The organism is Mesorhizobium atlanticum (assembly GCF_003289965.1).
GTDB lineage: Bacteria > Pseudomonadota > Alphaproteobacteria > Rhizobiales > Rhizobiaceae > Mesorhizobium > Mesorhizobium atlanticum.
The window spans coordinates 250,077-271,522 of the sequence record NZ_QMBQ01000003.1 but is presented as its reverse complement, the minus strand read 5'-3'; the positions used below and the strand labels follow the sequence as shown (position 1 = coordinate 271,522).

The 21,446-nt window shown below is 63.8% G+C and carries 17 protein-coding genes and 1 tRNA gene; 7 read left to right on the top strand and 11 right to left on the bottom strand.

Annotated features, from left to right (window positions below):
• Nucleotides 1–27: 27 nt before the first annotated feature.
• The 6 genes from fba to DPM35_RS32390 are packed head-to-tail and all read right to left on the bottom strand — an operon-like array spanning nucleotide 28 to nucleotide 6,422.
• Nucleotides 28–1,107 (bottom strand): class II fructose-bisphosphate aldolase, encoded by a 1,080-nt coding sequence (gene fba, locus DPM35_RS11020; protein ID WP_112127770.1) that lies wholly within the window; start codon nucleotides 1,105–1,107, stop codon nucleotides 28–30.
• Nucleotides 1,108–1,109: 2 nt separating this feature from the next.
• Entirely contained in the window at nucleotides 1,110–2,336 is a 1,227-nt protein-coding gene (locus tag DPM35_RS11015) for a phosphoglycerate kinase (RefSeq protein ID WP_112127322.1), read from the bottom strand.
• Nucleotides 2,333–3,337: a type I glyceraldehyde-3-phosphate dehydrogenase gene (gene gap, locus DPM35_RS11010; RefSeq protein ID WP_112127321.1), complete on the bottom strand. Its 1,005-nt coding sequence runs from the start codon at nucleotides 3,335–3,337 to the stop codon at nucleotides 2,333–2,335. Before gap ends, DPM35_RS11015 begins: the two co-directional genes overlap by 4 nt.
• A gap of 5 nt (nucleotides 3,338–3,342) precedes the next feature.
• Nucleotides 3,343–5,373 (bottom strand): transketolase, encoded by a 2,031-nt coding sequence (gene tkt, locus DPM35_RS11005; RefSeq protein ID WP_112127320.1) that lies wholly within the window; start codon nucleotides 5,371–5,373, stop codon nucleotides 3,343–3,345.
• A gap of 11 nt (nucleotides 5,374–5,384) precedes the next feature.
• Nucleotides 5,385–6,257, bottom strand: coding sequence for a phosphoribulokinase (locus DPM35_RS11000; RefSeq protein ID WP_112127319.1), 873 nt, complete (start codon nucleotides 6,255–6,257; stop codon nucleotides 5,385–5,387).
• 9 nt (nucleotides 6,258–6,266) lie between these two features.
• Nucleotides 6,267–6,422 carry a hypothetical protein gene (locus DPM35_RS32390; RefSeq protein WP_181591988.1) on the bottom strand — a complete coding sequence of 52 codons (156 nt, stop codon included), beginning with the start codon at nucleotides 6,420–6,422 and terminating at the stop codon, nucleotides 6,267–6,269.
• Nucleotides 6,423–6,552: 130 nt separating this feature from the next.
• Here DPM35_RS32390 and DPM35_RS10995 point away from each other — a divergent pair, with 130 nt between their 5' ends.
• The 7 genes from DPM35_RS10995 (at nucleotide 6,553) to selD (ending at nucleotide 15,911) form a co-directional block, all read left to right on the top strand.
• Nucleotides 6,553–7,485 (top strand): LysR family transcriptional regulator, encoded by a 933-nt coding sequence (locus DPM35_RS10995; protein WP_112127318.1) that lies wholly within the window; start codon nucleotides 6,553–6,555, stop codon nucleotides 7,483–7,485.
• Between the two features lie 136 nt (nucleotides 7,486–7,621).
• Nucleotides 7,622–8,665: a class 1 fructose-bisphosphatase gene (locus tag DPM35_RS10990; RefSeq protein WP_112127317.1), complete on the top strand. Its 1,044-nt coding sequence runs from the start codon at nucleotides 7,622–7,624 to the stop codon at nucleotides 8,663–8,665.
• A 532-nt stretch (nucleotides 8,666–9,197) separates the two neighbouring features.
• Nucleotides 9,198–12,272 carry a formate dehydrogenase-N subunit alpha gene (gene fdnG / locus DPM35_RS10985; protein ID WP_112127316.1) on the top strand — a complete coding sequence of 1,025 codons (3,075 nt, stop codon included), beginning with the start codon at nucleotides 9,198–9,200 and terminating at the stop codon, nucleotides 12,270–12,272.
• Nucleotides 12,273–12,282: 10 nt separating this feature from the next.
• Entirely contained in the window at nucleotides 12,283–13,197 is a 915-nt protein-coding gene (gene fdxH / locus DPM35_RS10980; protein ID WP_112127315.1) for a formate dehydrogenase subunit beta, read from the top strand.
• Nucleotides 13,194–13,865, top strand: a complete 672-nt coding sequence (locus DPM35_RS10975) for a formate dehydrogenase subunit gamma (protein WP_112127314.1) — start codon at nucleotides 13,194–13,196, stop codon at nucleotides 13,863–13,865. Before fdxH ends, DPM35_RS10975 begins: the two co-directional genes overlap by 4 nt.
• An 8-nt stretch (nucleotides 13,866–13,873) precedes the next feature.
• Nucleotides 13,874–14,803 (top strand): formate dehydrogenase accessory protein FdhE, encoded by a 930-nt coding sequence (gene fdhE / locus DPM35_RS10970; RefSeq protein ID WP_245431498.1) that lies wholly within the window; start codon nucleotides 13,874–13,876, stop codon nucleotides 14,801–14,803.
• A 61-nt stretch (nucleotides 14,804–14,864) separates the two neighbouring features.
• Nucleotides 14,865–15,911 carry a selenide, water dikinase SelD gene (gene selD / locus DPM35_RS10965; RefSeq protein WP_112127312.1) on the top strand — a complete coding sequence of 349 codons (1,047 nt, stop codon included), beginning with the start codon at nucleotides 14,865–14,867 and terminating at the stop codon, nucleotides 15,909–15,911.
• 10 nt (nucleotides 15,912–15,921) lie between these two features.
• Here the strand turns inward: selD and DPM35_RS10960 are convergent, their stop codons facing one another.
• From DPM35_RS10960 to DPM35_RS10945, 5 genes are all read right to left on the bottom strand, one after another.
• Nucleotides 15,922–16,362: a hypothetical protein gene (locus DPM35_RS10960; protein ID WP_146767936.1), complete on the bottom strand. Its 441-nt coding sequence runs from the start codon at nucleotides 16,360–16,362 to the stop codon at nucleotides 15,922–15,924.
• Nucleotides 16,363–16,566: 204 nt separating this feature from the next.
• Nucleotides 16,567–16,662: transfer RNA gene (locus DPM35_RS32385), tRNA-Sec, on the bottom strand.
• Entirely contained in the window at nucleotides 16,615–18,621 is a 2,007-nt protein-coding gene (gene selB / locus DPM35_RS10955; RefSeq protein WP_112127310.1) for a selenocysteine-specific translation elongation factor, read from the bottom strand. Before selB ends, DPM35_RS32385 begins: the two co-directional genes overlap by 48 nt.
• Nucleotides 18,618–20,036: an L-seryl-tRNA(Sec) selenium transferase gene (selA, locus tag DPM35_RS10950; protein ID WP_112127309.1), complete on the bottom strand. Its 1,419-nt coding sequence runs from the start codon at nucleotides 20,034–20,036 to the stop codon at nucleotides 18,618–18,620. Before selA ends, selB begins: the two co-directional genes overlap by 4 nt.
• A 96-nt stretch (nucleotides 20,037–20,132) precedes the next feature.
• Nucleotides 20,133–21,443 carry an NAD(P)/FAD-dependent oxidoreductase gene (locus DPM35_RS10945; protein ID WP_112127308.1) on the bottom strand — a complete coding sequence of 437 codons (1,311 nt, stop codon included), beginning with the start codon at nucleotides 21,441–21,443 and terminating at the stop codon, nucleotides 20,133–20,135.
• Between the last annotated feature and the right edge of the window lie 3 nt (nucleotides 21,444–21,446).

The window sequence follows — 21,446 nt, the reverse complement described above, 5'->3', positions numbered from 1 at the left end:
CTCCTTGTCGTGGTCGTGCGAGCGGGTTCATGCCGCCTTGGCGGCTGCGATGCGCGGATCAAGCTTTCCTGCGGCGTAGCGTCTGGCCATCTCGTCGAGCGGGACGACCCTGATTTTCGAGGCGTTGCCGGCTGTGCCGAACTGCTCGAAACGCTCACGGCAGAGGTCGCGCATGGCATCCATTGCCGGCTTGAGGAACTTGCGCGGATCGAACTCCTGCGGGTTCTCGGACGCGATCCTGCGGAACTGTCCGGTCATCGCCATGCGGCAATCCGTGTCGATGTTGACCTTGCGCACGCCGTGCTTGATGCCGCGCACGATCTCTTCCACCGGCACGCCGTAGGTTTGCGGCATCTCGCCGCCAAATCTGTTGATCACATCCTGCAATTCCTGCGGCACCGAAGAGGAGCCGTGCATCACGAGATGCGTGTTCGGCAGCTTGCGGTGGATCTCCTCGATCACGTTCATCGCCAGGATGTCGCCGTCCGGTTTGCGCGAGAACTTGTAGGCGCCGTGCGAGGTGCCCATGGCGATGGCAAGCGCGTCGACCTTGGTGCGGGCGACGAAATCGACGGCTTGGTCGGGATCGGTCAGCAACTGGTCGTGCGACAGCGCGCCTTCGGCGCCGTGCCCGTCCTCGGCCTCGGCTTGGCCGCTCTCCAGCGAACCCAGCACGCCGAGCTCGCCCTCCACCGACGCACCGACCCAATGGGCCATGCGCGAGACGCGCTCGGTTATCTCCACGTTGTAGTCATAGTCGGCCGGGGTCTTGGCGTCGGCCTTGAGCGAGCCGTCCATCATCACCGAGGTAAAGCCGTAGCGGATCGCCGACAGGCAGGTCGGTTCGCTGTTGCCGTGGTCCTGATGGATGCAGAGCGGGATGTCGGGATAGATTTCCGACAGCGCTTCCATCATCTTGGCCAGCATGATGTCGTTGGCATAGGAGCGTGCGCCGCGGCTGGCCTGGATGATGACCGGCGCGTCGACGGACTTGGCGGCGTCCATGATGGCAAGCCCCTGCTCCATGTTGTTGATGTTGAAAGCAGGCACGCCGTAGCCATGTTCGGCGGCATGATCGAGCAGTTGTCGAAGTGTGATCTTAGCCATGGTCAAGCGTCCTCCAGTCGTTTGGTGTTGGTGCGCAATATCTCGATGCCGGGCAGCGCGCGGCCTTCGAGCCATTCCAGGAAGGCGCCGCCGGCAGTCGACAGATAGCTGATGCGATCCGCGACGCCGGCGGCTGCGAGGGCGGCCGCGGTATCGCCTCCCCCCGCAATGGTGGTGAGCTTGCCCGCCTCGGTCAGTTCCGCCGCCTTGTTTGCCACCGCGAAGGTGGCTTCGCCGAACGGCCGGGTCTCGAAAGCCCCGAGCGGTCCGTTCCACAGGAGCGTGCGGCACGTGCCAAGCACGGCCTCGATGCGGGCCACGGTTCGTGGCCCCACGTCGAGCGCCATCATATCGGGCGGGATCTCTCCCACGCCCACCACGCTTGACGGTTCGTCCTCCGCGAATTTGCGGGCGACGACGACATCGTCCGGCAGAAGGATATGGCAGTTGCTGGCTGCCGCGACGGCCAGGATGTCGAGCGCGATCGGAATGCAATCGGCCTCATGGAGCGAGCGGCCAACATCGTGCCCTTGCGCGGCAAGGAAGGTGTTGGCCATGCCGCCGCCGATGATCAGGTGGTCCATTCGTGTCGCCAGGTTCTTCAGAATGGAAATCTTCGACGAGACCTTGGCGCCGCCGACGAGAGCTGCGACCGGACGCACCGGTTTGTCCAGAGCCGCCGTCAGCGCGGCGACCTCCTCCAGCAGGGACGGCCCTGCAAAGGACGGCATCAACTGGGCGATGGCGTGCGTGGAGGCATGCGCGCGGTGGGCGCATGAGAAGGCATCGTTGACGTAGATGTCGCCATTGACCGAAAGCCTGAGCGCAAAGTTGCGGCTGTTCTCTTCCTCGCCCTTGTGGAAACGCAGGTTCTCCAGAAGCAGCACTTCGCCCTGCCGGAATTGCCCGAGATGTCCGGCAGCCCGTTCCGCCACCGCTCCAACGCAGTCCGGGACGAAGATGACGTCGTGGCCGATCTCCCTTGCCAACGCCTCGGCGACCGGCTCGACCGAATAGGCCGGATGAAACTCGCCGCCGGGGCGGCCGAGATGCGTCATCACCACCACCGCAGCGCCGCGCTGAAGCAGATCGCGCACCGTGGGCGCGAAGCGCTGGATGCGCGTGGCGTCGGAAACCTTGCCGTTCTTCAGCGGAACGTTGAGGTCGGCCCGCACCAGGACCGTGCGGCCATTGACGTCGGCGTCGCGGATGTCGGGAAGCGCGCTCATAGCACCCTCCCCATGGCAACGGCGGTGTCGGCCATGCGGCTGGAGAAGCCCCACTCGTTGTCGTACCAGGACATGACGCGCACGAGCTGACCGTCGATCACCTTGGTCTGGTCGAGCGCGAAGGTCGACGAATGCGGATCGTGGTTGAGGTCGGACGAAACCAGCTTGTCGTTCGTGTAGGCGAGGATGCCCTTCAGCGGGCCATCGGCTGCCGCCACCAGCGCCGCGTTGACATCTTCCGCGGTCACCTTGCGCTTCGGCACGAACTTGAAGTCGACCACCGAGACGTTCGGGGTGGGTACCCGGATCGCCACGCCGTCGAGCTTGCCTTTCAGCTCCGGCAGCACCAGACCCACCGCCTTGGCCGCGCCCGTCGAAGTCGGGATCATGGATAGGGCGGCGGCGCGGGCGCGATAGAGGTCCTTGTGCATGGTGTCCAGCGTCGGCTGGTCGCCGGTATAGGAATGTACCGTCGTCATGAAGCCGCGTTCGATGCCGAAGGCGTCGTTGAGAACCTTGGCCACCGGCGCAAGGCAGTTGGTCGTGCACGACGCGTTCGAGACGACGATGTCGTTGCTGGTGATTTTGTCGTGGTTGACGCCGAAGACGACGGTAAGGTCGGCGCCGTCGGCCGGCGCGGAGACCAGCACCCGCTTGGCGCCGGCGGTCAGATGCGCGGAAGCCTTCTCCTTCGAGGTGAAGATACCGGTGCATTCGAGCACGACATCGACGCCGAGATCGCGCCAGCGCAGGTTTGCCGGGTCGCGCTCGGCGAACACCTTGAAGGTATCTGACCCGACCGTGATCGTATCGCCCTCGACCTTGACCTCGGATGGGAAGCGCCCGTGGACGCTGTCGTAACGTAGCAGATGCGCGTTGAACTCGACCGGCCCGAGATCATTGATCGCGACCACGTCGATGTCCTTGCGGCCGCTCTCGTAGATGGCGCGGACGACGTTGCGGCCGATGCGGCCGAATCCATTGATGGCGACGCGGACCATGTGAATTATTCCTTCCCGGTGAGCTGGAGCGCCGCGTCGACCACGGCCTCTGGTGTGATGCCGAAATGGCGGTAAAGATCCGGAGCAGGCGCGCTGGCGCCGAAGCCGGTCATGCCGATGAAGGCGCCGTTGTCGCCGATCCAGCGATCCCAGCCGAGGCGGGCGGCGGCCTCCACGGCCACGCGCGGCGCGGAGCCCAGCACCTTGGCGCGGTAGGCGGAGTCCTGTTCCTCGAACAGTTCCCAGCACGGCATGGAGACGACCGCCGCGGCCAGGCCGTGCTCGGTCTTGAGCTTTTCGGCGGCGGACACCGCGATCTCGACCTCTGAGCCGGTGGCGATCAGCGTCACGTCGCGCCGGCCGGCGGGCTCGCGCAGGACATAGGCGCCGCGCGCCGAAAGATTGTCGACCGTGTAGGCCTGCCGCAGCATCGGCAGGTTCTGGCGCGACAGGACCAGGACGCTCGGGCGGTCCCGCTCCTGCAAGGCAAGCTCCCAGCATTCCGCCGTCTCAATGATATCGGCCGGGCGGAAGACGTTGAGGTTCGGCGTGGCGCGCAGCATTGCCAGATGCTCGATCGGCTGGTGCGTGGGACCGTCCTCGCCGAGACCGATGGAATCGTGCGTCATCACATAGATGACGCGCTGCCCCATCAGTGCCGAGAGCCGCATGGCGCCGCGCGCATAGTCGGCGAAACAGAGGAACGTGCCGCCATAGGGGACGAAGCCGCCGTGCAGCGCGATGCCATTCATGGCGGCTGCCATGCCGTGCTCGCGAATGCCGTAGTGCACGTAATCGCCGGCATAGTCGCCGGGCAGGATGCGCTCCATGCCTTTGGTGATCGTCAGGTTGGAATGGGTGAGATCGGCCGAGCCGCCGATGGTCAGATCGGTGGCCTCGTTGATGACCCCCAGCGCCATTTCCGACGCCTTGCGAGTGGCGACCTTGGTGGCAGCCTCGATATGCGCCTTCCGGAACGCCGCGAGCGCGTCGAAGACGCCGTCCGGCAGCCGGCCGGCGATGGCGGCCTCGAACGACTGGCGCTGCGGCGAGGCGGCCAGTCGCTTTTCCCAGGCCAAGCGGTCGACCCGTCCCCGTTCGGCAATGTCGCGCCAGGCAACGAGGATGTCGGGCGGCACTTCAAAGGGCTTGTAGGGCCAACCAATGTTTTCACGCGTGGCGGCGATTTCCGCTTCGCCCAAAGGGGCGCCATGCGTCTTTTCCGAGCCGCCGAGATTGGGAGCTCCCTTGCCGATCACGGTCTTGCAGGCGATCAGCGACGGCTTGTCGGAGCGGCGGGCCTTTTCGATCGCGTCCGCTACTGCCTCCATGTCGTGGCCGTCGACGCGGGTGACGCTCCAGCCGGCGGCGGCAAAGCGCGCCAGCTGATCCGTCGAGGTCGAGAGCGTCGTCGGGCCGTCAATCGAGATTGCATTGTCGTCCCAAAGGACGATCAGCCGGTTCAGCCTGAGATGGCCGGCGAGGTCGATCGCCTCGTGCGAAATGCCTTCCTGCAGGCACCCGTCGCCGGCGATCACATAGGTGTAGTGGTCGACGAGATCGGCGCCGAAGCGGGTCGCCATCATGCGCTCGGCGAGCGCCATGCCGACGGCGGTCGAGATGCCCTGGCCGAGCGGGCCGGTAGTGGTCTCGATGCCCTTGGCATGGCCGTATTCCGGATGGCCGGCGGTGCGGCTGCCAAGCTGGCGGAACCGCATCAGCTGCTCGATCGGCATGTCGTCATAGCCGATGAGGTAATGCAGTGCGTATTGCAGCATCGAGCCATGACCGGCGGAGAGCACGAAGCGGTCGCGGTCGGGCCAGTCCGGCTTCGACGGATCGAGCTTGATGAACCTGTCGAAAAGCACAGTTGCGGCGTCGGCCATGCCCATAGGCATGCCGGGGTGGCCGGAATTGGCCTTCTGCACCGCATCCATCGCCAGCGCCCGGATGGCGTTGGCCATATCGCGTTCGGAGACGACTGCCGTTCCCGCGTCCTTGACTGCTGCGTCCTTGACTGCTGCTTGTCTGCTCATGGCTTCCTCCCTCACGATGTGCGCCGCTTGCGCTCGATCAGCTGCATGATGAGCGGCGTTAAAATGAGCTGCATGGCCAGGTCGAGCTTGTTGCCCGGCACGACGATGGAATTGGCCCGCGACATGAAGCTGTCGTGGATCATCGACAGCAGGTACGGGAAGTCGATGCCGCGCGGATTGGCGAAACGGATCACCAGCATCGATTCATCCGGCGTCGGGATCCAGCGGGCGATGAACGGATTTGACGTGTCGACGATCGGCACGCGCTGGAAGTTGATGTTGGTCTGCGAGAACTGCGGCACGATGTAGCGCGTGTAGTCGGGCATCCGCCGCAGGATCACGTCCATGACGGCCTCGGTGGAGTAGCCGCGCGTCGCCCGGTCGCGATGGATCTTCTGGATCCATTCGAGATTGATCACCGGCACGACCCCAATCTTGAGATCGGCATACTTTGCCAGGTTGATCTTCTCGGTCACCACGCAGCCATGCAGGCCCTCGTAAAACAGCAGGTCGCTGGGCTCGAATTCGCGCCAGGCGGTGAAGGTGCCGGGCGGGTTGCCGTAGAGCTTCTCCTCCTCTGCGTCGTGGACGTAGGTGCGCGTCCTGCCGGTGCCTGTGCGGCCGTACTCTTCGAAGATCTCCTGCAGCGTCTCCAGCTCGTTCGCTTCGACGTGGAAGTGGGTGTAGTTCGGATTCCCCCGCTTCTCCTCCTCGGCGACCTTCTTCTTCATCGCCTCGCGGTCGTAGCGGTGGAAAGCGTCGCCCTCGATGAAGGCGGCCTTGATCTCCTCGCGGCGGAAGATCAGCTCGAAGATGCGCTTCACGGAGGTGGTCCCTGCTCCGGACGATCCCGTGATCGAAATGACTGGGTGCTTGGCCGACATGACGAATCCTCAAGCTTGGCGCAGGCGGCGATGGTCGGCGAGCGACATGCGCCCGGCGATGTTCGACCGTTCGAAGCGGCCAAGGACCGACAAGGCCTTGGCTATTGGCGCGGTTGCGAGTGTCCGCTTGCAGACAAGCAGGACGTCGTGAGGCAGCGTGCTCATCGTTTATTTCTCCTCCCATCGAGGAGCTCGGGCAGTGCCGGGTCCTCGTGCTCAGGAGTAAGCACCGACGAGCGAGCAAAGTAAAATTTAATTACTTTACCTATCCAGTAAAAATATCTTACTATGCGGCATGAAGAACATTACTCTGCGCCAGCTCAGGGCCCTGACAGCGATCCAGGAACACGGCAAAATCGTAAGCGCCGCCAAGGCGTTGCGGCTCACCGCTCCGGCCGTGACGCTGCAGCTCAAGCAAGTCGAGGACGAGGCCGGCGTCGCTCTGTTCGACCGCACGTCGGAAGGCATGCGGCCGACCGCCGCAGGCCTCGCCTTCATCGACGCGGCACAAACGATCGAGGAAAGGCTGCGCGTGCTTGCCGACGACATTGCCGCCATCAGGGGCGTACGCAAGGGCAGCCTGGTCGTCGGCGCCGTCTCGACGGCCAAGTACTTTGCCTCAAGGCTCTTTGCCGGCTTCATGCACGACTATCCCGGCGTCGACATGAAGCTCATCATCGGCAACCGGGCCGAAACCATAGACAGCCTGAAGAACCACCGCGCCGATGTGGTCCTGATGGGCCGGCCGCCGCGCGATCTGCCGGTGCGGTCGACGCTGTTCGGCGATCATCCGCTGGTCGTCGTCGCCGCTCCCGACCATCCCCTCGCCGGCAAGCGCGACATCTCGAAGGAGGAAATCGCGCGCGAGCACTTCATCGTCCGGGAGCGAGGCTCCGGCACGCGCATTTCCTTCGAGCATTTCCTGGCAGAGATTCCGGGCCGGCTTGATGATCCAGGCACGGAAATGGACTCCAACGAGACCATCAAGCAAGCCGTGATGGCGGGGCTCGGCGTTGCCTTCATTTCCGCCCACACGGTTTCCTGGGAAGTCGACGCCGGCCGACTCGCGCTGCTTGACGTCGTCGGATTGCCGATCCGCCGCCAATGGTTTGCCGTCAGCCGCGCCGACCGCGCAGTGACGCCGGCCATGGTTGCCTTCGAAGAGTTCCTTGGCCGAAAGGGTGCGGGTTACCTTCCGCTCGTCAGGCAGCTCTATTCCGCCGACTGACGCAAACGCGTGCACATCCGATAAGATTTTTTTACTGAGAGCATAACTTAATTAAAGTTTACTTTGCCATCCGCGCTCTGCTTACTCACCACAGGTCCGATGCGATGTCGGCGCCGCGCAAGGGAGGAGCGGACACATGAGCCTGTCGACCCTGGATGAATTCCTTTCCGCTTACGACAAGACGGGAGATGACCGGTCTCGAGCGGTCGCCGAGACCGTGCGGACGCTGGCCGCCGCCGCGCTGAAGATCCAAAGCCAGATCTGTTTTGCCGCGGCGGGCGATCTCGCCTCGAAGGGCGATACCAATGCCGGCGGCGACGTCCAGCGTGCCCTCGACGTCTTTGCCGACAACGCCTTTTTGGAAGCGGCGCGCCTTGCGCCTGTGGCGCTCTACGCCTCCGAGGAACAGGATGCGCCGATCCGCCTGAAGGCCTCTGCCCCGCTGGCGCTGGCTATCGACCCGCTGGACGGTTCGTCCAACATCGATGCCAACGTCTCGATCGGCACAATATTCTCTATCCTCCCGGCGATCACCGGACCGGACGCCGATCTGGCCGCGTCGTTCCTGCAGCCAGGCAGCAGGCAGATTGCCGCCGGCTTCTTCATCTATGGGCCGCAGTTCGCGCTGGTGCTGACGCTCGGCAATGGCACGCAGGGCTTCGTCTTCTCACCCGCGGCGCGAACGTTCTTCCAGGTCTACGAAAACTTCAGTGTCGAGACCGAGGTACGGGAGTTCGCCATCAACGCCTCCAACTATCGCCACTGGAACGATGCGGTCCGGGTGTATGTCGACGACTGCCTCAAGGGCACGGATGGTCCTCGCGGCAGGGACTTCAACATGCGCTGGGTCGCGTCGCTGGTGGCAGAGACCTGGAGAATTCTGGTTCGCGGCGGCGTCTTCCTCTATCCAGGCGACAAGCGGACCGGTTACGCGAAGGGCCGCCTGCGCCTCGTCTACGAGGCCAATCCGATCGCAATCCTGCTGGAGCAGGCCGGCGGCAGCGCAACAGACGCGGTGGACCGCATTCTGGATATAGAGCCGGAGGACCTGCATCAGCGCGTGCCGTTGGTGTTTGGCGCTGCCGACGAGGTCGCGCGCATTGCCCGCTACCATACCGAGCCCGGCAGCATCGCTGAGCGCTCGCCGCTGTTCGGCAATCGCGGGCTGTTCAGGACATGACGGGCGGCAGTGCACAAGCCAGGGGCGGCAGATGCGCCGCCGGATTGGCTGGGCACGGATAATTTGTCCGGGGCTGTCAGGACAGTTTGTCCGGATACCGACGGAAGTCGACCCGTAACCCTTTGATTTTTTTGCAAGGTCGAATTTGGCACATCCGTTGCAAGCTAACCTCCACAAGGAGGAGACACCAGGAGGACAAGCGAAGAATGGTGGGACCGGGTTTTTCTCGTCGCGCCGGTGCAAGCGATCCGCCTGAGCGGCGCTTGAAGTCACAAGACGTGCCTGGTCGGAGCGTACCGGCCGGTGCCCCGGCGGCAGCGGAGAATTCGGTTCGGCGTGGACGCTGCAGTGGGCGAGTGTTATCGTTCGAACAATCGAGGCGGCGCGGGCAGCGCCGCAACAAGACGACGCACACCAATGGGAGAGCGCTCTTGTTAGACGATCATCTCTCACCGACGCGGTTGGCATTTGACGGATCGTACCCGGTTAGCGCCGGACACGATCTCTTTTGAACGGTCTGGGAGGCAAGGCAATGAACGTGAATCGTCGAGGTTTCATCAAGCTGACGGCCGCTGGGCTGGCGGCCTCCGGGATGGGCGCGCTGGGCTTCGGCCATGTGGGCGAAGCACTAGCCTCGTCCGTGCGTGCCTTCAAGCTGGCCGCGGCCAAGGAAACCCGCAACACCTGCACCTATTGCTCCGTTGCCTGCGGCATCCTGATCTACAGCATGGGAGATCGTGCCAAGAATGCGCATTCGAACATCATCCATATCGAAGGCGACCCGGACCATCCGGTCAATCGCGGCACGCTGTGCCCGAAGGGGTCGGCACTGCTGGACATCGTCCACGCGCCGACTCGCCTGACCGCACCGCGCTATCGAGCAGCAGGGGCCGGTGAGTTCAAGGAAGTCAGCTGGGATTTCGCGCTGGACCGCATTGCCCGGTTGATGAAGGACGACCGAGACAAGAATTTCATCGCCAAAAACAAGGAGGGGGTGACCGTCAACCGCTGGACAAGCGTCGGCATGCTGGCAGCATCGGCGTCCTCCAGCGAAACCGCCTTTCTGACCTGGAAGGTGGCCCGCTCTCTCGGCATGGTGGTGTTCGACAACCAGGCGCGTGTCTGACACGGACCGACGGTGGCCAGTCTGGCTCCAACATTCGGTCGCGGCGCAATGACAAACACCTGGCAGGATATCAAGAATGCCAACGTGGTGATCGTGATGGGTGGCAATGCCGCCGAAGCGCATCCGTGCGGCTTCAAATGGGTCATCGAAGCCAAGATCGAGAACGGCGCCAAGCTCGTCGTGGTCGACCCGCGCTTCACGCGCACCGCATCGGTCGCGGATCTCTATGCGCCAATCCGCCCCGGCACCGACATTGCCTTCCTGAGCGGCCTCATCCGCTATCTGCTGGAGAAGGACAAGATCCAGCACGACTACGTGCGCGCCTTCACCAATGCCGGCCTGATCGCGAAGGAGGAGTTCGGGTTCCAGGACGGCCTGTTCACCGGCTATAACGAGGAAACGCACAGCTACGACAAATCGAGTTGGGACTACGAACTGGACGACCAGGGCTTTGCCAAGGTGGACGACACCTGGCAGCATCCGCGCTGCGTGATCAATCTGCTGCGCAAGCATGTCGATCGCTACACGCCGGAGATGGTCTCCCGCATCACCGGCACACCTCAGGACAAATTCCTGCAGGTCTGCGAACTGCTGGCAACGACCTCGGAGCCGGACAAGGCGCTCACGTCGCTGTTTGCGCTGGGCTGGACGCAGCACTCGATTGGAGCTCAGAACATCCGCACCATGGCCATGGTTCAGCTCCTGCTCGGCAACATCGGCGTTGCCGGCGGCGGCATGAACGCACTGCGCGGCCATTCCAACATCCAGGGCCTTACGGATATCGGCCTGCTGTCCAACCAGATGCCCGGCTACATGACGCTGCCGAGCGACAAGGAAGCGACGTTCAACGATTACATGAAGACGCGGCAGTTTACCCCGCTGCGACCCGGGCAGATCAGCTACTGGCAGAATTATCGGAAATTCTTCGTCAGTTTCCAGAAGTCGATCTACGGCAAGGCGGCGAGCGCCGAAAACAACTGGGCTTACGACTGGCTGCCTAAGCTGGATCTGCCGATGTACGACATCATCCGGGCCTTCGAGATGATGAACAAGGGCGAGATCAACGGCTACATCTGCCAGGGCTTCAATCCGCTCCAGGCCTTCCCCGACCGGGGCAAGATCCGACGCGGCCTGCGCAAGCTCAAGTTCCTGGTGACGATGGACCCGCTGGACACCGAAACCTCCCGGTTCTGGGAGGATTTCGGACCGCAGAATCCGTCCGATGCGGCCGCGATCCAGACCGAGGTGTTCCAGCTTCCGACCAACTGCTTCGCAGAGGAGAACGGCTCCCTGGTGAATTCCGCGCGCTGGCTGCAATGGCACTGGAAAGCCGCCGAACCGCCGGGCCAAGCCCGATCCGACATCTGGATCATGGCCGGTATTTTCCGCCGCTTGAAGGAACTCTACCAGAAGGAGGGCGGCGCGTTCTCGGACGCACTGATGAACCTGTCCTGGAACTATGCCGATCCGGCCTCGCCCGACCCCGAGGAACTGGCCAAGGAGATGAACGGGCGCACGCTCGCCGACATCACCGATCCGACGACTGGCGCGGCGACGCTCAAGGCGGGGCAGTTGCTCGACAGCTTCGCGCAGCTCAAGGATGACGGGACCACCGTGTCCGGCTGCTGGATCTTCACCGGCTGCTTTACCGAAAAGGGCAACCAGATGGCGCGGCGGGAAACCACCGACCCCCGCGATCAGGGCATTGCCCCGGGCTGGGCCTGGGCGTGGCCCGCCAATCGGCGCATCCTCTATAACCGGGCGAGTGCGGATCTCGCCGGCAAGGCCTGGAACCCGAAGAAGCCGATCATCGAATGGAACGGCGAGCGTTGGGTCGGCATCGACGTCCCGGATATGCCGCCAACGGCGGCGCCTTCAGCGGGCGTCGGGCCGTTCATCATGAACGCCGAAGGCCTTGGACGGCTGTTTGCCCGCGCCACGATGGCTGAAGGACCCTTCCCCGAGCATTACGAACCGCTCGAATCGCCCGCCGAGAATGTGCTGCACCCCAAGGTCCGGTCCAATCCGGCAGCACGCGTTTTTGCGGACGACCGCGAGAGTTTCGGCGCGGCATCCGACTTCCCCTATGTTGCCACGACCTACCGGCTGACCGAGCACTTCCACTACTGGACCAAGCATGCGCTGATCAACGCCATCCTCCAGCCGGAGGAATTCGTCGAGATCGGCGAGGAGCTCGCGAAGGAAAAGGGCATCGCACAGGCCGATTGGGTGAAGGTATCGTCCAAACGCGGTGACGTCGTCTGCAAAGCGTACGTGACCAAACGCATCAAGCCTTTGATGGTCGACGGGAAGCCGACGCATGTGATCGGGTGCCCCATCCATTGGGGCTTCACCGGACAGGCACGCAAGGGCTACGGCGCCAACACGCTGACTCCGTCAGTTGGGGACGCCAATACACAAACGCCGGAATTCAAGGCGTTCCTCGTGAACGTCGCGAAGTCCAACGGTCCAGAAGTCTAAGGGGACGGCCATGAGCGATCTTCAAGCACAGGACTTCATCCGCATCTCGGCCACGACGCTGACCCCGCCGACCGCTCGCAATCACGAGCAGGAAGTCGCGAAGCTGATCGACGTGTCGCGCTGCATCGGCTGCAAGGCCTGTCAATCGGCATGCATGGAATGGAACAATCTGCGTCCTGAAGTCGGGCACTTCGAAGGCAGCTACGACAATCCGATGGATCTTGAGCCGAGCGTCTGGACGCTGATGCGGTTTGCCGAATGGGAAAATGAAAAGGGCGATCTCGAATGGCTGATCCGCAAGGACGGCTGCATGCATTGCGAGGATCCGGGTTGCCTCAAGGCCTGCCCGGCTCCGGGCGCCATTGTGCAGTACGCCAACGGCATTGTCGACTTCATCAGCGAGAACTGCATCGGCTGCGGCTATTGCGAAAAGGGATGCCCATTCAACATCCCGCGCGTCAGCAAGGTCGACCACAAATCGTATAAATGCACCTTGTGCTCGGATCGCGTGACGGTCGGCCTCGAGCCTGCTTGCGTGAAAGCCTGCCCGACCGGCGCGATCATGTTCGGCTCGAAGGCCGACATGACCGAATGGGCGGGCGAACGCGTGGATGAATTGAAGTCCCGCGGCTTCGAAAACGCCGGCCTTTATGATCCGCCGGGGGTCGGCGGCACGCATGTGATGTATGTCCTGCAGCACGCCGACAAGCCGGCCATCTACGCGGGCCTGCCAGAAGACCCGCATATCAGCGAGTTCGTAGGTTTCTGGAAGGGCCTCATCAAGCCGGTCGCGCTGGCGGGCATGGCGTTCACGGCGGCGGCCGCATTTCTCCACTGGATCACGGTCGGTCCCAACACGGTCGACGCGGAAGACGACCATCATGCCGAGGAACTGATCCGTTCGGCGAAGGAGAAGTCCGCATGACCTATCCGAAGGGAACGATCGTTCGGGCCAGCGCGCTGACGCGCATCAACCATTGGCTGACCGCAGGATGTTTCGTCCTGCTCGTCCTGTCGGGGCTGGCGATGTTCCATCCCTTGCTGTTCTGGCTGTCGAACCTGTTCGGCGGCGGCCAATGGACCAGGGCGGTTCACCCATGGATCGGCTGCGTGCTGTTCGTGAGCTATCTCGGCCTCATCATCCAATTCTGGCGCGACAACCTGCCAGGCATGGGCGACGTCAGATGGCTGGCGAAGATCAACCGCGTCATCGTCAACGATGAGGAAGATGTTCCCGAGGTCAGCCGCTTCAACGCCGGCCAGAAACTCGTGTTCTGGGGCATGGCCTTCCTGGTGCCGGTGCTGTTCTTCACCGGCCTGACCGTCTGGGAGGTGTATTTCGGCGCCTATACCTCGATCGAAACGCAGCGCGTCACGCTGCTCATCCACAGCCTTTGCGCTATCGGCGCGATCATTCTGTGGATGATCCACGTCTATGCCGCGATCTGGGTGAGCGGATCGATGCGCGCCATGACGCAGGGCTATGTGACGCCTGGCTGGGCATGGCGGCATCACCGGTTGTGGCTGCGCCGGCTGGTCGAGACAAATTCGCGCGGGCCGACCCCGGGCGCCAACCACGACCTCGGCAGGTAGGAGTTTCCTTGAAGCAAGGCGGCGCCCCAAGCACCGGGAAATGGCAGGGATCCGCGACCGGCGGCGTAACGTCGCCCGACGCCGTGGTCCTGCCGGATCCCCGCGCACGCTTTGCCGCAACCGCCGCACGGCTCGCATCGCTTGCGCCCGGCAATCCGATGGAGGACTGGCTGTCGTTCATGGCGCGCCTGGCCTTGGCGCAGCAACAGGCGGTCGAAGCCGTTTGGGATATCCTGGGCGCAACGCCGGCGACCGTCGACCAGGCCATCGATGCGCGCATGCCGCCGCTTGCCGCCGACGGGCATCGCCGCGATCCGGCCTGGCGAATGGCGCTCGTCAGGATCCTTTATGAAATCGAGGCCGGCCCCTTGCCGGCGCGGGCGCGCGCCGTCACCGCGGAGCTCCGCGCCGCCGGACCGGCTGCGATCGAAGCCCTCGCCGAGCACTTCCTCCGCGGCGATGTCGGGATCGAGGAAGCCGGCCCGGCACTTTACGTGGCCGCGGCGCTCCAGGTCTATTTCACGACGCTCGCCGCCAAGCTGCCCGCGGGCAAGCTGCGCCCTCTCGAGCAGCCCGGCCTTTGCCCCTGTTGCGGCTCGACGCCGAGCGCCGGCCTGGTCACCGCTACCGGCAAAACCCCCGGTATCCGCTATCTTCATTGTTCGCTGTGCTCGACGGCCTGGGTGCATGTTCGAGCAACCTGCATAACCTGCGAGGACACGCGCTCCGTCGCGCTCGAAGGCATCGAAGGCGACACTGGCCTGGTAAAGGCCGAGACCTGCAATGCCTGCCACACCTATTCGAAGGTAATCTACCAAAAGCAGGACATGAAGGCCGATCCGTACGCGGACGATCTCGCAAGCCTTGGCATCGATATCCTGGTTGCCGAGGCGGGGTGGTCGCGCCACGCGCCAAATCCGTTGCTACTGGTTGCCTAGAGCACGACAGGAGGTCAGCCAAATGACAAGCCAGGTCGCGAGATCCGAGAGCGATCCCCTGATGCCGGCCTCGGCCGTTCGCCTGACCGATCTCGCCCATGGCGGCGGCTGCGGCTGCAAGCTGGCGCCGTCGGTGCTTCAGAAGCTTCTGGCTGGACAGCCTGGATCCGCTCCATTCGCCCAGCTCCTTGTTGGTACAGAGACCGGCGACGACGCCGCGGTCTGGCAGATCGACAACGAAACCTGCGTGATCGCGACGACCGATTTCTTCATGCCCGTCGTCGACGATCCGCGTGATTTTGGCCGCATCGCCGCGACCAATGCGATCTCCGATATCTACGCCATGGGCGGAAAGCCGATCATGGCACTGGCCCTTCTCGGCATGCCGATCGGCAAGTTACCGATCGAGACAGTCCGCGCCATCATGGAAGGCGGCGCGTCGATCTGCTCCGAGGCGGGCATTCCCGTCGCGGGTGGCCACTCGATCGATTCCATCGAACCTATCTATGGGCTGGCGGTCATCGGTCTCGGCAGCCCGCGCGCCATTCGTAGGAACTCCGGCGCCCGACCAGGAGACGCGCTCATCCTGACCAAGGGGATTGGCGTCGGTGTCTACTCCGCGGCGTTCAAGAAGATGCAACTGACCGAAGCCGCCTATGCCGAAATGATCGCGTCGACGACCTTGCTGAACAGGATCGGCAGCGACCTCGCGCAGGATGACGATGTGCATGGTATCACCGACGTCACGGGCTTTGGTCTGCTGGGCCACGCCCTGGAGCTTGCGCGGGGAAGCAATGTGCGCGTGACCATCGAGAGCGCTCATATCCCATATCTCGCCGAGGCTGAGGCGCTTGCCAAGGCGGGCTTCATCACCGGGGCGTCCAGCAGGAACTGGGCGAGCTACGGGAATGAAGTTGCGCTGCCGCCCGATACGCCGCAATGGCTGCGTGCCCTGTTCACCGATCCCCAGACATCCGGCGGCCTGCTGGTGGCCTGCGCGGCCGAGCGCGCGCAAGTGCTTCGCGCCAAAATAATGGCGGCGGGTTATCCGCGCGCCAGCATCATCGGCACGGTGTCGGCCGGCGAAGGCACGGTCGTTGTGATTTGATGGCCTGTCCTCAAGCCGGCGCGGAGGCGTCCTTTGCGGCAACCGCCGCGTGGATCTCTTCCGTCAGCTTGTTGTTGATCTGGATCAGCCGCTGCAATTCGTCCTGTATTCTCAAAAGCGCTTGGGCGTCCCTGTAGGTCTGCAGCGCCTGTTTGTCGGAGGCCGCGGCTGCAACCTTCTGCCCCACCATGATCACCGAAAGCAGTACCAGCTGCAGGAATGTCTGGGCGACCCAGGCGATCAGCGTCGCCACCCCGCCCTGGATCGCCGAAGGCAGGCTGATGAGGGCAATTCCTCCAAAGGCGTAAGCGCACCACATCGTGCCGACGATGTTGGTGATGGCTACGGCTATCCGACCATTGAGGCCCACGCTTTCGTGCTTGGTAAGGTGTGGCCCCGTCTTCTTGCGTTCCTCAATTCGCGGGTCCGGCGTATGTTCGACATTCGTCATCTCGTCCTCATTGCGAAGTCGGCTGCCCTCCTCACGCGCGGGCGACATTGAGGAGGCGATTTTGTTGTTGCGGGACATCTAATAGAGCACGACATCTGTTTGAAATACATGGACAACTTGTCCATTGAGCTGGACAACATTTCCAGCCGCACGGAAGATGACATCGGGATCTGGCCGCGACAGACAGCTTCCAGGATGAGGGTGTGGCGGAAGAGAGCGGGAGTCGAACCCACCAAAGACAGTCTCGCTGCCTCACTCGGATTTGAAGTCCGAACGCCCCACCGGGGACGATTCTCTTCCAGGATCACTCCGATCATGACGTTGTGGAGACGTCAACGGCCCGAACAAGTCCAGCCGATGCTTGTTCATGCGGCGCTGGTCGCCTCGGCTGAGGGTGACGCCATGCCGATCGAAAAATTCCAGAATCTGGATCGCGACCTTGCGGCCGTTGTCCAATCGATCGCGAAACTGGGCAGCTGTGAAAGTGCCGTTCTCCCAGTTGTCGGCAAGGTCGGCAGCGATGGCGACCATCTGACGAACTGTGCTGCGCAGAAAGAAGTGGTCGATCGCCACCTCGTCGACGAAACCGAGCCGGCCGACCAGCTTCAGGAGTCGCCGGATATCGCGCTCCCCCTGCCCCGTCAGTGCCGCAATGTCGCGCACGCGTGGCGGCCTGTATTCGGCCGCGCCGCCGAGCAACGACTCGACGGCATGCCAGAGCGCTTCATCCTTCGGGGTGAGCCGAACCGTATGCGTCGCCAGCCGGATGAACGCGCCATCCAGCGCGACGGCATGGTCGCGCGCCACCTTCTGCAATGCGGCGGCAAATACGGCGGCGGGCAGGCGCGGCTGCAATAACAGGCGGAGCTTTTCACGGCCGATGCCTTGCAGGTCCGGGTATTGCGCGTGGAAGGCGGCAAGCGCGCTGAGCAGCGCCGATGTGTAGGCATTCCACCGCGAGCGCGAGACGGCGATCCGGTTCGCATCGACGGGCAGGATGATCGCATCTACCGCGGCCGGTAGGCTCTCCCGCTCAGCCAGTGCCAGCGCGCGATCGCGGGCGAAGTCGCCCGCATCATGGAAATAGGGGGTCGTTTCGAGCAACGCGGCGAACGCGTGTCGGGGATCGCTCAAGGACAGCGCGGCACGCAATGCCCGGCGCTCGGGCGTTCGCCGCCGCCGCGCCGGCGGCCTCAGGTCGAGGAATTGTCCGCCGCCCATGGTCCTGCGGGCCGACGTGTCCCGGATCACGAACCGATCGAGCGCCGCCGCCGCGATCGGACGCTCCAGAACCAGTTGCACATCCGCGCTCGTGCCGGGATCGAGTGCCGCCTCGCCCAAGAGGACGACGTGGGCGCCGACCTCGGCCGAGGCATGATGCAGGCGCACCGGGAACCATTGCCGCAGCCCCTTGCTCTCACTCGGCAGCAGCTTCAACTTGGCGTCGATCCGGTCCGTCGGCGCATGGAGTCCCGGATCAAGCACCATGTCGCCACGGTGGACGGCCCCCTTGGAAATTTCCTCGCCCTGCAGGTTGAGCGCGCAACGGTCGCCGGCATGCCCAGACTCCGCCTGCTCGTTCTGCACATGCAACGACCGCACCCGTGCGGCCAGGCCGGATGGGCTTATGCGCACCCGGTCGCCAACTCCCACCGTTCCGGTCAGAACTGTTCCGGTTGCGACCACGCCGATCCCCGCGAGCGTGAAGACGCGGTCGATGGCCAAACGGAAACGCCGGTCGGCGCCGGAACGGGGCGTCACCCCGGCGGCCGCCGCAAGCCGGTTGCGCAGATGATCGACGCCTTGGCCAGTTATAACGGACACCGGCAGCACATCGGCGCCTTCCAGGGAGGTCTCCGCAACCATGGCGCGGATTTCGGCGCCCACCTGCGCAAGCCGCTCTGGCGACGCAATATCCGATTTGGTCAGGGCGACGATGCCTCGCCGGATTCCAAGCAGGTCGATGATTGCCAAATGTTCGCGTGTTTGCGGCATGATGCCGTCATCGGCCGCCACAACCAGCAGCGCGAAGTCGATGCCGGTTGCTCCGGCGAGCATCGTGTGGACAAAGCGCTCATGCCCCGGAACATCGATGAAGCCGAGCCGTCGGCCGCCCGCGACCGGAAGATAGGCGAAACCGAGGTCGATGGTGATGCCGCGCGCCTTCTCTTCCTTCAGCCGATCGCCCTCGACCCCTGTGAGAGCTTTGACCAGGGCGGTCTTGCCGTGGTCGATATGTCCGGCGGTGCCGATGATCATGGATGCCGCCGAGCGTCGGCCGGCCCCCTCGCCGCCAATTCGGACAGTGTCGAGACGAACATGTCCTCGTCGGTGAGGCAGCGAAGATCGACAACCAGGCCGCCATCGGCGGCGCGGCCGATGATCGGCCTGGTCAAGCCGCGCAGCGCCGCAGCCAGGCGGTTCAGCGCGCCGCTGCCCGATCGCGGCCGAACCACAAGCCCGGCACTTGCTATCGTATCCAGCGGCAAGGCACCCGATCCGATCTGGCTGTCGCACGCGCACAGCGAGACCTCGAACTCGTTGCCCACCGCTTGCGCCAGCACAGGCTGCAGGCGGCGCGCCTGTGCCTCGATGTCCTCCCTCGGGCGGGCGAGCAGCCTGAGTGTCGGCAGGCGCTCCGCCAGCCGGTCAGGATCGAGATAGAGTTTCAAGGTGGCCTCGATCGCCGCAAGCCTGATCTTGTCAACGCGCAGCGCCCGCTTCATTGGATTGCGGTTCACCGCCTCTATCAGATCCGCGCGTCCGACGATGAAGCCTGCCTGCGGGCCGCCGAGAAGCTTGTCGCCGGAAAAGGTCACGATCCCTGCCCCCTGCTCCACGGCCCCGCGAACGGTCGGCTCGTCGCGCATCCCGTAGCGTGACAGATCGATGAGCGAGCCCGATCCAAGATCGTTGATAAGGGGGACGCCGGCGGCATCGCCTATGGCTGCAAGCTCGGCAGCGCCGACTTCGGCAGTGAAGCCCTGGATGCGGTAATTCGACGTATGAACCTTGAGGATAGCTCCTGTCCGCTCGCCGAGCGCGGCGCGATAGTCCCGGGCATGGGTACGATTGGTCGTTCCCACCTCGATCATCAGCGCGCCGGCGCGGGTCATGATGTCGGGCATGCGAAAAGCCCCGCCGATCTCGATCAGTTCGCCGCGCGAGACGATCGCCTCGCGGCCTTGCGACAGCGTGTTGAGCGCAAGCAGGACCGCGGCGGCATTGTTGTTGACGACGGTTGCGTCTTCCGCGCCGGTCAGCTCGAGCAAGAGTCCGCGCACATGCTCGTCGCGCTCGCCGCGCTGGCCGGTCTCGAGATCGAATTCCAGCGCCACGGCGTCGCGCATCGCCGCCGTTGCCGCCTCGATCGCCGCTTCGGCAAGCAAGGTGCGTCCGAGATTGGTATGCAGCACGGTGCCGGTCAGGTTGAACAGCGGCCGAAGGTCTGAACTGAATTTCTGCTCCAGGCTGACGAGCGAGTTGATCATGATATCTTCCGCCGACGGAACAGGTGCGCCGGCTATGATCTGCTTTCGCGCGGTATCGACCGCGTCGCGGATCGCATCCGTCACGGCCGTTCGCCCAAACTGGTGGAACAAATCCGGCGGCGTCCGCTCGAGAAGCGTCGCGACAGAGGGCAGCTTGCGCATTCCCGCCATGGTTTCGGTCATGGACGCCTCAGGCGATCGCGGATTTCCTTCAATATCGACTTCATCGTTCTCGCATGTCGAGCTTTGCCCCACGATACCACGTTGAGCCAGCCCATTTCATTCTGCTTTAGGGGCCGCAGGCGACTGCCGCGGATTGGGTGCGCTCTTCCTTGCCCTGCCTTGTGTGATCAGGCGGGCGCTGCGATGGCCGCTGAAATGAATCCAGACCCAGTTCAGCGCGACGGCAAGTCGGTTCCGTAGTCCAATGAGGAAGAAGATGTGGGCGACGCCCCAGAGCCACCAGGCCAGCCGGCCCTTGAGCTTGATCCAGCCGAAGTCGACGATGGCGGCTCGCTTCCCGATTGTAGCGAGATTGCCGGCGTTCTTGTAGGCAAAGCGCGGTGGCGTGTAGTCGCCCCGCAGACGCGCCTTGATCACGTCGGCAACGTAGCGTCCCTCCTGCTTGGCGGCCGGAGCCACGCCCGGGACCTGCTTTCCGTCCGCGGTTTCGACATGGGCCGTATCGCCGACGGCAAAGATATCCGGATGTTCCGGCACGGTCAGGTCCGGCAGCACGAGGATCCGGCCGGCGCGGTCAGCCCGCACATTGAGCCAATCGGCGGCAGGCGAGGCGGCAACGCCCGCCGCCCACAGGATGGTTTTTGCGGGAAGAAACTGTCCGCCGAGTTCGACGCCGTCCTCCCCGCATTGGGAGACGGCGTGTCCCAGCTTGATCTCGACGCCCAGGCGGGTGAGCGCACGCTCGGCGTAGGCGGACAGATCCTCGGTGAAACCAGAAAGGATGCGGGGCCCTGCTTCGATGAGGACGACGCGCACGCTGCGCGTATCGAAATTGCGAAAGTCGTTGCGCAGCGTGTCCCGGGCAAGCTCCGCGATCGTGCCCGCCAGTTCCACGCCTGTCGGACCGGCACCGACGACCACGAATGTCAGATACGCTGCCCGCTCGGCTTCGTTCTTTTCCCACTCCGCCTGCTCGAACGCAGCCAGTATCCGCCGTCTGATGGTGGTGGCATCCTCGAGCGTCTTCAGGCCCGGTGCGTACGGTTCCCATTCGTCGCGACCGAAATAGGCGTGGCGAGCTCCGGTCGCCAAAATCAACGTATCGAAGGAGATCGGCTCCTCGTCCTCCAAAAGAACCTTCTTGTTCTGCGCATCGATGCCGATGACCGTACCGAGCAACGTCGTGACGTTCCTATGGTTGCTGAGAAGGGAGCGGATCGGCCAGGCGATCTCGGAGGTTGCGAGCGAAGCGGTCGCGACCTGGTAGAGCAAGGGCTGGAAGAGGTGATGGTTGCGTCTATCGATCATCGTCACGCGCACTGGAGCGCTTGCAAGTCCGCGAGCGGCCTCCAAGCCGCCGAAGCCGGCTCCGACGATCACGATATGATGAGGCTGATCTGTCACCATTCC